This window comes from Streptomyces sp. NPDC044921 (genome assembly GCF_056432865.1).
In genome coordinates, this window is the sequence record NZ_JBWKIF010000032.1 from 1 (window position 1) to 13,659 (window position 13,659).

The following is a 13,659-nucleotide window of genomic DNA, read 5'->3' on the forward strand; positions in this document are numbered from 1 at the left end:
GGGGGGGGGCTGGGCCGGCGCCGGGGCGGGGGCGGTGGGGGGGTGGGGCCGGCGCGGGGGCCGGGGGGGGGGGCCGGGGGCCCCCCCCGCGAAGGGGGAAGCCTGGCCCGGAACGGGATCGAGGGCCGCGGCCGACCCCCACAGTCGGCCGCGGCCCTCGGTGTACGCCCTCCTCGGCCTCAGCCGGAGGGCTCGTCCGGCACCGGGTTCTCGGTCGGTCCCGTACCCGAGCTCGGTGCCCCTTGCCGGCCCGTCCCCGCCTCGTCGGTGTCGGGGACGTCTCCGGCCGGCTCGTCGGACCCGCCGGCCCGGTCCTCGTCGTCGTCCTTGCCGGTACCCGTGAAGCGCGGTGCGACCTCCCACGGGTCCTCGCCGGCATCGGCCTGCTGGTCCGGCATGTCCCGCGGAACGGGATCACCGTTCTCGCCGGGTGCGTCGAGGCGGTGGTCGGTCACGGCGTACTCCCTTCGGTCGTCGGGCGCCTCGCGAGTACCTCCGCGGTGATCGGCGAAACCTCAGCGCGGCACCCGCTCCTGCAGCGCCGTGTGCCACGCCGGGAGCGGGGACTGCGGGGCCGGGTCGGGACGCCGGCCGCCGCGCGCGAAGAAGTCGGCGAGCGGCAGGATCGCGGCGCCGACCGTGACCGCGTCAGGCCCGAGCCGGCCGAGGTCGACGGTCACCTTCCCGGCCGGGTGGCGCAGCGCGTAGGACAGGGCGTGGCGGCGTACGGCGGGCAGGAAGCGGGAGCCGAGCGCCAGGCCCGCCCAGCCGCCGATGAGGATGCGCTCGGGCTGGAAGAGGTTGATCAGGTCGGACAGGCCCGCGCCCAGGTATTCGGCGGTCTCCTCCAGGACGGCCAGCGCGACGGGGTCGGACGCACCTCCCTCGGGCGGGTAGGCCGCGGCGAGCATCGCGGTGAGGGCGGTCTCCTCGTCGGTGCCCTCCGGGACGCGGCCGCCCTCCTCCCGCCAGCGGGCGAGCAGCGACTCGGCGCCCGCGTAGGCCTCCAGGCAGCCCAGCGCCCCGCACCGGCAGCGGCGGCCCCGCACCCGTACGGTCAGGTGCCCCCATTCGACCGCCCGGCCCTGGTCGGCGTCGGGGGTGACGAGGCTGGCGCCGACGCCGGAGCCGAAGAGGACCACGACGGCGTTGCGGGCGCCGCGGCCGGCGCCGAACCACATCTCGGCCTGGCCCAGGGTCTTGGCGCCGTTGTCGATGACGTACGGCACGGTGTCCGGCAGCGGGGAACCGGTGCGCAGCAGCGCCTCCAGCGGGACGGCGTCCCAGCCGATGGTCTGCCCATGCACCAGCGCGCCGCGGTCGGGGGTGCGCTCGACGATGCCGGGGACGCCGATGCCGACGCCGAGGAGCCGCTCGGGCGCGAGTCCGGCCGCGTCGAGCACCTCGGCGATGCCGTGGCGGATGTGGTCGACGATCACCTCGACCTCGTACCGCTGCGGGGTGAGCGGGCGCTCGGCGCGGGCCAGCTCGGTGAGGGTCAGGTCGAACAGCTCGACCCGGACCCGGGTCTCGCCGACGTCGACGCCGATCATGTGGCCGCTGGCGGGTGCCACGCGCAGCAGGGTGCGGGGACGGCCGCCGTCGGAGTCGACGCTCCCGGCCTCCTCGACCAGCCCGTCGGCGATCAGGTCGGCGACGACGTTGCTGACCGAGCCCGAGCTCAGACCGGTCGCCGGGCCGAGTTCGAAGCGGCTGAGCGGGCCGTCGAAGTAGAGCCGCTGCAGCACGGCCGTGCGGTTGGCCCGTCTGAGGTCGCGTACCGTGCGCCCGTTCCGCCCCGCCATGTGGCTCCTTCCGGCATCCCCTGTCCGGCCTGCAACATACCGTTGGGGCCGGGCGTGGCGCGACATTCCTCCAACCCTTATTTCACGATGTGAGCTAACCGACGGCCCCGGCGGCCCCCGCGATCTCGTCCAGGGCCGCGAGGAGGGCCGGCGCGACCGTCTCCCCCACCCGCCGCCGCTGCTCGCCGCCGACCGCGCGCGGCACTGTCTCGGTGAGCATGATCAGGTACAGGTAGGCGCGGTACAGGGCGAGGCGGAGGCGGGCGGGTCCGTCGAACACGGCCCGGCCGCCCGCCTCCCGGTAGCCCGCCAGGAACGCCTCGTCCTCCCTGATGTCGCCCAGCAGGGCCAGGGAGACGAAGTCGGCCAGGGGGTCGCCCCAGAACATGCGCTCGCCGTCGATCAGGCCGCCGATCCGGGCCCGCCCGGCCGAGCGGTCGACGAGGACGTTGCCCCGCCACAGGTCGAAGTGGACCAGGCACGGGACGGTGACCGCGTCCAGGGCGCCGTACGCGGACGCGGCCGTGCGGGCGACCGCGTCGACGGGCCGGGGCAACCAGGCCCCGTAGCGCCGGGCGTCGTCGAGCACGGCGTCGAACATCGCCGCGAACGCGGTCCGCCAGTCGGGGGCGAGCGGGCCGAGGGCGCCCGAGGGGTAGCCGTGGCCGGGGCCCGTCACGCGGTGCAGCAGGGCCACCTGGCGTCCCAGCTCCGCGCGCAGGGCGGCGTGTTCCGCGTCGGTGAGCGTGTCGTCCCACGGCTCGCCCGGGCAGGCCGTCATCAGCAGGAAGCCCTCGCCCCCGGACACCACCCGGGGCACGGTGACCCCGGCGCGGGCGGCCGAGCGGAAGAACCCGGCCTCCGAGACCAGCAGCCCGCGCTCGTGCCGCAGGCCGGGGACGGCGGCGCCGGGCGGGATCTTCAGCACGTAGCGGCTGCCGTCGGTCAGGCCCAGTTCCTCGACGGTGTTGTACGTGCCCCCGGCCATCGGGGCGAGGTGGGCGAGGCGGCCCGGGTCGAGGCCCGCCTCCTGAAGGACGTGCCGGGCCCGCTCCCAGGAGTCCACCACCGTGTGCCCACCCCTCCCCCGTGCCGGCGTCAGCCGGCGGCGTACACGTCCTCGGTGTAGCGCCCGTCCGCGATCAGTCCGTCGAGCCACTGCCCGGCGGCCGTGTCGTCGGCGTCCGGTGTGTGCTTGCGGAACAGCGTACGGAACGCCTCCCGCACCCCGGGCGCCATTCGGGAACCGTCCCCGCACACGTAGACGCGCGCTCCGGCGGTGAGCAGGGACCAGACCTCCTCGGCCTCGGCGGCGACGCGGTGCTGCACGAACCGCACCTCCCCCTCGGGGGCCTGGCTGAAGGCGGGGCGCAGGGAGACGGCCCCGGCGGCCTCGGCGGCGCGCAGTTCCTCCGCGTGCAGGAAGTCGGCGTCGGGGGCGTCGCAGCCGAAGTAGCACACGGCGGGGGCGAGTTGGGCGCCCGCCGCGAGGGCCACCGCGCGGTCGGCGACGACACCGCGGAACGGGGCGAGGCCCGTGCCCGCGGCGACCATGACGATCGGTGTGGTGGAGGTGGCGTCGATACGGAAGGCCTCCCGGCACGGCTGGACGCGCGCGTACACCGTGTCGCCGGGCCGCAGCGAGGCGAGGTGACCGGAGCCGGTGCCCTGGTGGACGCCCCGGCCGGAGCGGGCCGGGGCCCTCAGCAGCGAGACCATCAGGTCCACGTGACCGGGGTCGACGGCCGGCGACGAGGAGATGGAGTAGTGGCGCGGGCGCAGCGGCGTGAGCAGGTCGAGCAGTTGCGGCCAGCCCAGCCCCCCCCCCCCCCCCCCCCCCCCGCAGCGCCGGGTGATCCTCCAGGATCTCCACGAGGGTGCGCGGGTCGTCGGTGAGGGAGGCCAGGGCCGCGCGTTCCGGCGGGCACGGGTTGGCGGCGGCGAGCGCGGCCAGCTGCCCGGCGCTCGGGCGCTCCTGCAACTCGACGTGGTGGGTGAGGAGCCGGCGCACCGTCAGGGGGCGGTCCACGGCGATGCCGTCGCGGCGCGGGCGGGCGCGGATGTCCAGGACGGTGTCGAGGTCGGCGCCGAGTGCGGCGGCGGCGCGGGTGACGAGGTCCGGGGCGTTGGCGGGCAGCACGGTGAGGTGGTCGGCGGTGCGGTAGGTGACGCCGTCGGGCAGGGCGACGCGGAGGAACCGCTTGCGGCGCGGGTGGCCGGGCGCGGTGAGGTCGTGGGCCTCGGTGACCCGCATGGGGACGAGGCCGTGCCGTTCGGCGAGGGCGTCCAGCGGGCCGCCGGTCAGGGTGCGGACCTCGTAGGCGGCGGTGGGCGCGGCGTGCTGCGGCGCGGTGGCGTCCGGGTCGCCGTACCGCTCCAGGAGGGCGGTGCGCAGAGCGGCCGTGAACTGCCGTACGGTGCCGGCCAGGTCGCCGGAGGCGTCGGCGGCGGCGCGCCGCAGCAGGCGGGTGGCGCCGCGCTCGGCGAGCCGTTCGTCGATCCGGGTGGGGACGTGCTGGTAGGTGGCGGACCAATTGCGGTCACCGACGCCGAGCACCGCGTACGTCACGCCCGACAGGTCGTGGTCCTCCTCCAGCCGGGCGGCGAAGGCGGTGGCGTCGTCGGTGGGGCGGCCGTTGTAGGAGGCGGCCGTGATGACGACGGGCCGGTCGGCGGGCAGCCCCTGCGCGTAGGCGTCCAGGGGCGCCACCTCGGTCGCGCAGCCGAGGGCGGCGGCCTCGTCGGCCAGCCGGGCGGCGAAGTCGCGGCAGGTGCCGTAGTTGCTGCCGTGCAGGAAGAGGGCGGCGGTGCCGGGGCGGACGCGGGCGGGCAGGCCCTGCGGCTCGGAGGCGGGGGTCCGCCCGGCCGGACGGGCGCCGGGCAGCGGCGCGTGGCTGCGGTCGGCCGGTGTGCGCGGGGTGAGGGCCAGGGTGAAGCCGTCCGGCTTGAGGGTGAGGGTCTCCTTGACGCTGAGGCGGTAGCCGGCGTGGTCGTGCAGCCGGTAGCGGTGGACGAGCATGGCGAGCAGCATCGTCGCCTCGTGCAGGGCGAACTGCCGTCCGATGCAGGCCCGTTCACCGGTGCCGAAGGGCTTGAAGGCGTGCACCGGACGCCGGGCCTCCGCCTCGGGCGTGAAGCGGGAGGGGTCGAACAGCTCGGGGTTGTCGCCCCAGACCGGCTGCCGGTGCAGCATCGGCGTGAGGACCAGGGCGGCCTGTCCGGCGCGCAGCGGGACGCGGCCGCCGAGCAGGGTGTCCTCACGGGCCTGCCGGGCGAACACGGCGGCCGTGGGCCACAGCCGGAGGGCCTCGTTGAGGACCTGGCGGGTGTAGGTGAGCCGGCCCACCTCGTCGTACGTCGGCTCGGGGTCGTCCCGGCCGCCCCAGAGGGCGTCGGCCTCGCGCCGCACCAGGTCGAGCGCCGTCGGGTGCTTGGCGAGGTAGTACAGCGCGAAGGACAGGGCTCCGGAGGTGGTCTCGTGGCCGGCGATCAGGAAGGTGATGACCTGGTTGCGGATGTTGGCCGTGTCGAGCGTGGTGCCGTCGGCCGGGTGCCGGGCGGTCAGCATCAGGCCGAGCAGGTCGCCGGCGTCGCTCTGGTCGGTTCCGGCGCGGGCGGCGATGACGTCGTCGACGACCCGGGCGAGGTGGGCGGAGTCGTCCCGGAAGGCCGCGTCCGCGGCCGAGTGGTCCTCGCCCGGGACGCGGGCGAGGCGGGTCATGCTCCACTCCAGGCAGCGGACCATCGACTCCACGAAGGGGTGCGGCTCGGCCCGCTCGAAGGAGCCGAAGTCGTAGCCGAAGCCGGCCAGGCCGATGGTGTCGAGCGTCATGCGGGTCATGTCGTCGGGGACGTTCACCGGCCGCCCGGCGCGGGCGTCGCGGTCCCAGGAGGCGATGAGCCGGCGGGCCACCCTCAGCATGACGGGGTGGTAGGTGCGCATCGAGCCCAGCGCGAAGGCGGGCATGAGGATGTCGTGCGCCTTGGCCCAGTTGGGTTCGTCGTTGTAGGCGGTGAACAGGCCGTCGGCGGCGAACTCGCGGACGTTCTCCAGACCGGGGCCGATGTGCTTGGCGAACCGCTCCTCGTCGGCGAGTTCGGCCACGAGGTCGGGGTCGCCCACGAACAGGGTGTCCCGTCCGTGCAGCCGCCGGACGAACACGGGCCCGTGCTCGCGCATGAGGTCCATGGCCTGCTGGACGGGCGTGCCCCCGGGGCCCGTGGCGGAGATGTCCGCGACGGGGGCGCCGGGGAAGGAGTCTGCGGTGGGGGGAGTCTGTCCGGTGGGGGGCATGACGCGACAACTGCCTTTCGCGGTACGGAAGTACTGCTTCCAGCGTGGTCCACGGGCCCCGGCGGCCGGGTTCACCGCGCTACATGATTGTGTAGGACGAGCAGACGCGTCGCCCTTGCGCGGGGGCGGCCCGGCGTGGCAGGAGGGGTTCGTGGACCTGGCCCGGCTGGAGGCCGTGCGGTGGCGCAACCGCGCCCTGCTCCTCTTCGACCGGGTCGCGATGCCGGTCGCGGTGTGCGACGTGTACGGCGCGGTACTGCTCGCCAATCCGGCGATGGCGGCCGAGTGCGGCGCGACGCCGGGGCAGTTGCGCGGCCGTGACGTGCTGGACCTGTTCAGCCCGCGGGAGGCGACGCAGGTGGAGCGGATCGCCCAGGCGCTGCGGCTGCGGCACCGCTCGCGCTACCAGGTGTCGGTGCGCTGGCCTGCGCCCGGCGGCGCCGAGCGGTACGGGGAGCTGACGGCCGACCCGGTCAGCGACACGGTCGAGGAGACTCCGGCCCTGCTGGTGATGCTGCGGGTGGACGGCGAGCGCGCACCCCGCAGCGCGCCGCCCGCGGGGCAGGCCCGGGTCACGGCGGCGGAGGCGCGGATCCTGGCCCTGCTGGCCGCCGGCGCCACCACGGCCCGGGCCGCCCGCGAGACCGGCCTGACCGCCGACGGAGTGACCTACCACCTGCGCCGTCTGTCCTCCCGCTGGCAGGCGGCCAACCGCACGGAACTGGTGGCCCGGGCCTACGCGTTGGGGGTGCTGGTGCCGGGGGTCTGGCCGCCGGAGGCGGCGGTCGTGGAGTAGGTGGCCGTGGAGCTTAGGGCGCCGGGCGGCGCGGCGTCCGGCGGCTCCGCCGGCAGGCTCCTGGCCGTGCCCGCGCCCTCCGGGGCGCCGAAACGGGGGAGGACGTGCCAGACCTTCTTCAGATCCTGGAGGTCGAAGCGGCCGGCGCGGGCGGCGTCGCCGACGGCCCGCGGATCGACCACGCCGTCCCGGGCGATCCGGGCGCCGAGTTCGGCGTACTCGGGCCTCGGTAGTCCGCGGGGCGGCGCAGCCCGGCCACGGTGAGACGGTAGCCGGGGTGCCACTCCACCGGGCAGGGCAGCCGCCGGGCCGCCGTCTCCACGGGCGTGCCGCGGTAGCAGGCGTCCGGCACGAGGGCCTCGACGTCCCGGTCGAGGACGACGCCGCCGTGCACGTGGGCCTCGACGTAGTCGTCGAGGGCGTCCCGCTCACCGGCCTCGCCGAGCGCGATCAGCGGCATGCCGGCCGCGACGCCGAAGTCGGCCGGTTCGGCGGCGCTGCCGGGATGGCAGAACGTGGCACGCGCCAGTGTCGCGGCGCGCAGCCGGAAGTGCGCGGAGCCGAAGGGGGGCGCGGCGCCGATCACCTGTCCGCGGACGTTCAGGGCGCCGTACACGGGCCGTTCCCGGCCGGGCGCCCCGTCGTACGCCCCGCCGAAGATCCCGCTCTCCCAGCGCCGGCGGTCGCCCCCGGGACGGGCGGTGAGGCCGCGGTTGCCGGTGCCCGTGACGAACTGCGAGTGGTAGGCGCCGTCCCGGACGAAGCCCCGCCAGGAGCGGACCGGCGGACGTGGACCGGTCCGGGTGGAAGTTGAGCGTGATGCGCAGCCGGGGGTCGACGGCGGGCCCCGCCGAGCGGGCCGCCACATGGCGCAGCGCCGCCCGGGCGCGCGGGGACGACCTCACGGAAATCCATTGGCTCCCCCTCGTCGGTGACACCTACCCTTGCCCGGAAACCTAGGACCCCTAGGTTCGGGAAACGACCACCAGGAGCCTCCCATGAGACCACTCACCGAGCAGGACATCCGCACCTCCTTCATCAACTGCTCCAAGGGAGAGGCCAAGCGGCTGGCCGTGCCCCGGGATCTCGCCGAGCGCCCCTGGGACGATCTCGACTTCCTCGGGTGGCGCGATCCCGGCGCGCCCGACCGCAGCTATCTGGTGACCGAGCGGGACGGACGGCTCGTGGGCGTGACGATGCGGTTCCAGGCCGCGCAGCGGGGTTTCCTGCACCGCAGCATGTGCTCGCTGTGCCTGACCACCCACCCGCGCGGCGGCGTCTCGCTGATGACGGCGCCCAAGGCCGGTGCGGCGGGCCGTGAGGGCAACACCGTCGGGGCGTACATGTGCACCGACCTCGCCTGCTCCCTGTACCTGCGCGGCAAGAAGGAGCCGGAGTCCGGGGCCCGGTTCGAGGAGAGCCTCACCCTTCAGGAGCAGATCGAGCGGACCAGGGGCAACCTGGCCGCCTTCCTCGACAAGCTCACCATGTGATCTTCGTCGTGATCGCTCTCGTTCGCCCGTGGTACCCGACGGCACTAACGTCCTTCATGGACGCGTTCGACGCCGGAGGAACGCCGGAGGAAGGGGAACGGCCCGAGGATGCGACAGGCACGTGAGTGGACGGTGCAGGCCGGCAGGATTCTGCGCAAGCGCCGTGATCCCGTGGTCGTCCAGACGCTGCGATCGGCGTTCGCGGCGACGATCGCCTACGTGATCGCGCTCCGGCTGAGCCCCGAGAAGGCACCGCTCACCGCTCCCCTGACAGCCCTGCTGGTCGTCCAGGTGACGCTGTACGCCACGCTCACCAACGGCTTCCGGCGGGTGAACGCGGTGGTGACCGGGGTGCTCGTCGCCATCGCGTTCAGCCTGCTGGTGGGCCTGACCTGGTGGAGCCTGGCGCTGCTGCTCGTGGCCTCACTGGTCGTGGGACGACTGGTCCGGGTCGAGGAGTACGTGCCCGAGGTCGCCATCAGCGCCATGCTGGTCCTCGGGGTCACCACGGTCGGCGACACCGCCTGGGCCCGGGTGCTGGAGACGCTGATCGGCGCCGTGGTCGGGCTCGGCTGCAACCTGCTGCTGGCACCCCCGGTGTGGGTGGAGGAGGCGGGCGCGTCGATCGAGGGCCTGGCCCGCCGGCTGCGTCAGCTGATGCTCCGCATGGGCGAGGAGGCCGCCGGCGCGCCGCCCGTGGACCGGGCCGCGGAGCGGCTGCACGAGGCGCGGCGCCTGGACCACGACATCGTCGAGGTGGACGCCGCCCTCCGGCAGGCCGAGGACAGCCTGCGGCTCAACCCGCGCGTGCGGGAGGGCCTGCTGCACCGGGTGGTGCTGCGCACCGGCCTGGACACGCTGGAGATCTGCACGGTCGTCCTGCGCGTGCTCGCCCGCTCCCTCACCGACCTCGCCAAGGAGCGCGAGCCGCAGCCGCTGTTCGAGCCCGAGACGGGCGCCGTGCTGGAGCAGCTGCTGTCGCAGATCGCCGACGCCGTGGTCAGCTTCGCGGTCCTGGTGACGACCCACCTGAGCGCGAGCGCCGAGTCCGCGGAGGAACGTCTCGCCGCCGAGCTGCGCTCCGCCGCGGCCACCCGCGACAAGCTCGCCGTGCTGCTGCGCCAGGAGGCCGAGCGCGACAAGGGGAACTGGCAGCTGCCGGGCGCCGTCCTGGCGGAGGTCAACCGGATCCTCGACGAGCTGGACACCGAGCACCGCACCAAGCGCCTGTTCGAGGAGCTGGACCGGGTGTCGGCGGAACAGCGCGCCCGGATGCCGCGGCTGACCCGCCTGCGGGAGCGCCTGGGCGTTCAGGAACAGCTGTGGCGGAACCGCGCGGGGTTCGGCGGGCGTTCTCGCTGAGGGAAGCCGGCGAGGGGCCGGCGCCGAGGCGAGGGGGCGGGCCGATGGCCGACACGACCGTGCGGATCGACGGGAACACGCTGCGGCTGCCGGGCGGTGTGGCCGTGCGGTTCATCCGCACCCTGCGCCTGCCGGAGACGGGCACGCATCCGCTGCCGCCGGGCCTGGGCGAGTTCCCGGTCCGGCGGGTGGCGGACCACGCGGACCGGATCCCCGAGGAGATGCGGGCGCGCGGCGGTGTGATGCTGCCGGTGTACCTGCGCGAGGCGATGTGGCTGAACTTCTCGGGCACGGCGGAGCCGGCGGCGCTGCAGGTCGGCGTCGGCAAGGTGTGCGCGGTCTCGGGCCGGCCGTGGAGCGACGCGCTGACCCGTGACCCGCAGAACTACGTGGTGCTGCCCCGCCAGCCCTGGCTGGACGGCATCAACTCCGGCACGGGCACGGTGCGGCAGTTCGTGGCCGTCCCGCTCGGCCTGGGTGCCACGGTCGAGGGCCAGGTCACGGGCGAGGAGGTGTGGGGCGGCGTCCAGCTGCGGTCCTTCCCGCTGAACGACGAGGAGCTGGCGACGTGGCGCGCCCAGCAGCGGCGGCTGGAGCGGGCCCGGTCGGCGGCCGCGCCGAGCGGTTACGGCGCCTTGATGGCGGGCGGGCCCGCCGGCCCGCCCGGGGGCTTCGGCGCGGCGGCGCCCGGGGCGGCACCGCCCTCGACCGGCGGTTTCGGCGTCCCCCCGATGCCGATGGCGGCGGCGCCCGCCCCCGGCTCCCCTCCGTCCGCGCCCGCAGCGGCCCCGACCGCCGGTGCCGCCCCGGTGAGCCCGCGCCGCGCGGCCGCCGCGATGGGCCTCGGCGTCGGCGGCTCCATGCGGCAGGAGGTCTACGCGGACGACCGCCCGCTCACCGACTGGTCCGAGCAGCCCGCCGGGCGGGTGTTCGTGCACCTGGTGACGCCGCCGGAGTGGCACCGCATCACCGGCGAGGCCCCGCCGCCCTCCCCGGTGGACCGGGCCGCGTACACCCGCGCGGGCCTGCCCTGGTTCGACTACTACGACCAGGACGCCGAGGACCTGTCGGCCCCGGACGCGCTGCAGGCCGTCAAGCCCGTCGGCGACTGGCTCGGCGACGACCACGAGCCCTGGCAGCAGCCCGCGCCGGGGCAGGTGCGGCCGCTCAAGGACGCTCCGGGCGAGCCCGTGGAGGACGGCGACTGGTAGCCGCGACGGGCGGGTTGCGCGGCGCCCGGGCCGTTGTTTGCACCCGACAGGTGATCCAGGTCAAGGTGGCTGTCCGCGCCGGGGACGAGTGAGGACCTGTTGGAGGGGCGACATGGACAGTGGCTGGAGCAGGCGCCGGTTCGTCGGCGCACTGGCCGGCGGGGCCGCCGCGGCGGCACTGCCGGCCTGTGACGACGCGCCGGCGCCCGGGACGGCTCCGACGACCTCGCCCGCCACGGGCGCGAGCCCGTCCGGCGAGGCCCGCCGCCCCTCCGGACCCCGCCCCCTCTACCTGGGCACGTACACCTCCGTCGAGGGCGGCGGCAAGGGCATCGGCCTGGCGACGTACGACCCGGCGACGGGCCGGATCACCGGCACGGGCACCGTCACCGGCGTCGGCGACCCGTCGTACCTCGCGCTCCACCCGGACCGGCGCACGCTCTACGCGGTGGACGAGCGCGAGGACGGCGCCGTGACGGCCGTGCGGCTGTCCGACCGCAAGGTGCTGGGCAGCCGGAGCACCGGCGGGGCGGCGCCCTGCCATCTGTCGGTGCATCCGGGGGGCCGCTGGCTGCTCAGCGCGAACTACGGTTCGGGCAGCGTGGCCGTGCATCCCATCGACGCCACGGGGGCGCTGGGCGAGCGCACCGACCTGGTCCGGCACTCCAGCCCGCAGCCCGGACCGGGCCAGGACGGGCCGCACGCCCACCAGGTCGTCACCAGTCCCGACGGGCGCCATGTGCTCGCCGTCGACCTGGGCACGGACACCGTGTACACCTACCGGCTGGACGAGAAGGCCGGCACGCTCACCGAGGTCGCCCGGGCGCGGACCCGGCCGGGCGCCGGTCCCCGGCACCTCACCTTCCATCCGGGCGGCCGCCACGCCTACCTCGCCGACGAGGCCGGCAACACGGTCACCGTCTGTGCCTACGACCCGGCCTCCGGGCGGCTGCGCGTCGGCGCGGGGCAGCCGACGGGCACGGGTCCGAGCACGAACTATCCCGCGCAGCTCCTGGTGACCGGCGACGGCCGGTACGCGTACCTCGCCAACCGGGGCCACGACAGCCTCACGCGTTATGCGATCGAGGCGGACGGAGCCCGCCTGAGGCTGCTGGACACCGTGCCCGTGGCAGGGGACTTCCCGCGCCAGATCGCCTTCTCCCCCGAGGGCACGCTGCTGTTCGCGGCGAACCAGAAGTCCTCCAGCGTCACGGTCTTCCGCGTCGACGGGGAGAGCGGCGCCCTGCGGGCCACGGGCGAATCGTTCCCCTCACCGGTCGCCGTCTGTGCGCTGCCGCTGTAGCGCCCGGGGGCAGGAGGCGGCGGCCGCCTGGCCGAGCAGCACGTGCATCCGCTCGGTGAGCTGCGCGACGTCGTCGGCGGGCCGGTGGAAGGCCAGGCGTACGTCGCCGTGGGCGCGGGCGCGTTCGATGCGCAGCGTCAGCCCGTGCCGGTCGACGGCGAGCGGCTGGACGCGGACCGCGCCGTGCAGGCTGTCCGGCTCGACGAGCCGGGTGAGCCGCTCGACCGCGTCCGCGTGGCAGTCGGCGAGGTGGGTCAGCAGGCGGGCCTCGGCCGTGGTGAGCGGGTCCGGTTCGGCCGCGGCGAACTCGTCGAGGTCCACGACCACGGCTCCCGACGGCCGGCGCAGCACCACACGCGTGGGGGTGAAGGCCAGCCGGTCCTCCTCGACGGCGAACCAGCCGGCGAGCCACAGCCGGGCGCGGATCCGGCTGCGCACCGGGACCGGGGCGACGTCGGCGAACTCCAGCACCGCGGACGGTTCGCCTCGGGGCGCACAGATCGCGGCCCCGAGCAGGGCGCTGTCCTCGGGCACGGTCACCCTCACCCGGCCGTCCTCGGCCACCGTGTGCGCGCCGACCAGCTCCTCCCGCGTGCCCTCCGCGGTCACCGAGCAGGACCACGCGGCGGCGAGCACCGAGCGCGCCCGCTCCGCGGCGGCGGGGGCCGCCGTCCAGCTGCTGCCGTCACCCATCCCAGACCTCCTTTAGGTAAGCCTTACCTAACCTATCGAAGATCGAGGTGTGCGCCAACCAGGGCAGGTGTTCTTTACGGAGCCTTTTCAGGGCGCGAGGACGCCCAGCAGAGCGCGGGCGCACAGGTCGCGCACCTGATCCCGGCTCAACTCGGCGTCGCGCAGCCACTCCAGGCACACGGACGTGGTGAAGGCGAGCCACCCGCGCACCGCCAGCCGCACCTCGGGGCGCTCCTCGAAGGCGGGACCGAACTCGGGGTCCGCGGCGAGGGCGGCGAGGATCTGCCGCTCCTGCGCGGCCAGGGCCCGCTGGTAGACGCGCCGCACCGCCTGGTCCCCGGCCGCGTCGGCGCGGTGGAAGGCCCGGTAGCCGTGGGCGTGCGCCCGCACGTACTCCAAGAAGGTGTCCAGGCCGGCCGCGAGCTGGGCGCGCACCGGGACACCGGGCACCGCCGCCGTCATGCGCAGCATCCGCTCGCTCTCGCGCTCGACGACCGCCGCGAAGAAGTCCCGCTTGGTCGGGAAGTAGTGGTACAGCAGCCCGCGCGACACCCCGGCGATCTCGGCGACCTGCTCGATCCACACGTCGTCGTAGGGGCTGTCCGAGAACAGCCGCGCCCCCACCGACAGCAGCTGCTCCCGGCGCTCCTCGGTGCTGAGCCGGCGGCGCGTGCGCCCGCCCTGGTTCGCGGCCATGCCCGC

Annotated in this window: 10 protein-coding genes and 2 pseudogenes; 5 read left to right on the forward strand and 7 right to left on the reverse strand. The window is 75.5% G+C overall.

Features of this window, described 5'->3' with window-relative positions; all coding sequences use genetic code 11:
* Positions 1-179: 179 nt before the first annotated feature.
* From AC07DA_RS33820 to AC07DA_RS33835, 4 genes and pseudogenes are all read right to left on the reverse strand, one after another.
* The gene (locus AC07DA_RS33820) at positions 180-455 is read right to left on the reverse strand and encodes a hypothetical protein (protein ID WP_479132040.1); all 276 of its coding nucleotides are present in this window, start codon (positions 453-455) and stop codon (positions 180-182) included.
* 60 nt (positions 456-515) lie between these two features.
* On the reverse strand, positions 516-1,805 hold the full coding sequence (locus AC07DA_RS33825) for an ROK family transcriptional regulator (RefSeq protein WP_479132041.1): 1,290 nt from the start codon (positions 1,803-1,805) through the stop codon (positions 516-518).
* 94 nt (positions 1,806-1,899) lie between these two features.
* A complete protein-coding gene (locus AC07DA_RS33830) occupies positions 1,900-2,793 on the reverse strand; it encodes a phosphotransferase family protein (protein WP_479132096.1) in 894 nt (297 codons plus the stop codon).
* A gap of 110 nt (positions 2,794-2,903) precedes the next feature.
* A pseudogene (locus tag AC07DA_RS33835) lies at positions 2,904-6,099 on the reverse strand (cytochrome P450).
* Positions 6,100-6,250: 151 nt separating this feature from the next.
* Between AC07DA_RS33835 and AC07DA_RS33840 the strand changes: the two are divergent.
* The gene (locus AC07DA_RS33840; protein WP_479132042.1) at positions 6,251-6,895 is read left to right on the forward strand and encodes a PAS domain-containing protein; all 645 of its coding nucleotides are present in this window, start codon (positions 6,251-6,253) and stop codon (positions 6,893-6,895) included.
* Here AC07DA_RS33840 and AC07DA_RS33845 read toward each other — a convergent pair.
* Positions 6,835-7,761: pseudogene (locus AC07DA_RS33845) on the reverse strand (DUF3626 domain-containing protein). The gene AC07DA_RS33840 and the pseudogene AC07DA_RS33845 sit on opposite strands and share 61 nt — an antisense overlap.
* A 132-nt stretch (positions 7,762-7,893) precedes the next feature.
* On the opposite strand from AC07DA_RS33845, the gene AC07DA_RS33850 reads away from it, so the two are divergent.
* The 4 genes from AC07DA_RS33850 to AC07DA_RS33865 all read left to right on the forward strand — a co-directional run bounded on the left by AC07DA_RS33850 (position 7,894) and on the right by AC07DA_RS33865 (position 12,264).
* Positions 7,894-8,388, forward strand: coding sequence for an FBP domain-containing protein (locus AC07DA_RS33850; RefSeq protein WP_479132043.1), 495 nt, complete (start codon positions 7,894-7,896; stop codon positions 8,386-8,388).
* 108 nt (positions 8,389-8,496) lie between these two features.
* Positions 8,497-9,750 carry an FUSC family protein gene (locus AC07DA_RS33855; RefSeq protein ID WP_479132044.1) on the forward strand — a complete coding sequence of 418 codons (1,254 nt, stop codon included), beginning with the start codon at positions 8,497-8,499 and terminating at the stop codon, positions 9,748-9,750.
* 44 nt (positions 9,751-9,794) lie between these two features.
* Positions 9,795-10,961: a hypothetical protein gene (locus tag AC07DA_RS33860; protein WP_479132045.1), complete on the forward strand. Its 1,167-nt coding sequence runs from the start codon at positions 9,795-9,797 to the stop codon at positions 10,959-10,961.
* Positions 10,962-11,073: 112 nt separating this feature from the next.
* Positions 11,074-12,264, forward strand: coding sequence for a lactonase family protein (locus AC07DA_RS33865; RefSeq protein WP_479132047.1), 1,191 nt, complete (start codon positions 11,074-11,076; stop codon positions 12,262-12,264).
* On the opposite strand, the gene AC07DA_RS33870 is transcribed toward AC07DA_RS33865, so the two are convergent.
* Positions 12,232-12,957, reverse strand: coding sequence for a DUF2470 domain-containing protein (locus AC07DA_RS33870; protein ID WP_479132048.1), 726 nt, complete (start codon positions 12,955-12,957; stop codon positions 12,232-12,234). The genes AC07DA_RS33865 and AC07DA_RS33870 overlap by 33 nt on opposite strands.
* 87 nt (positions 12,958-13,044) lie before the next feature.
* Positions 13,045-13,653: a TetR/AcrR family transcriptional regulator gene (locus AC07DA_RS33875; RefSeq protein WP_479132049.1), complete on the reverse strand. Its 609-nt coding sequence runs from the start codon at positions 13,651-13,653 to the stop codon at positions 13,045-13,047.
* Positions 13,654-13,659 lie beyond the last annotated feature (6 nt).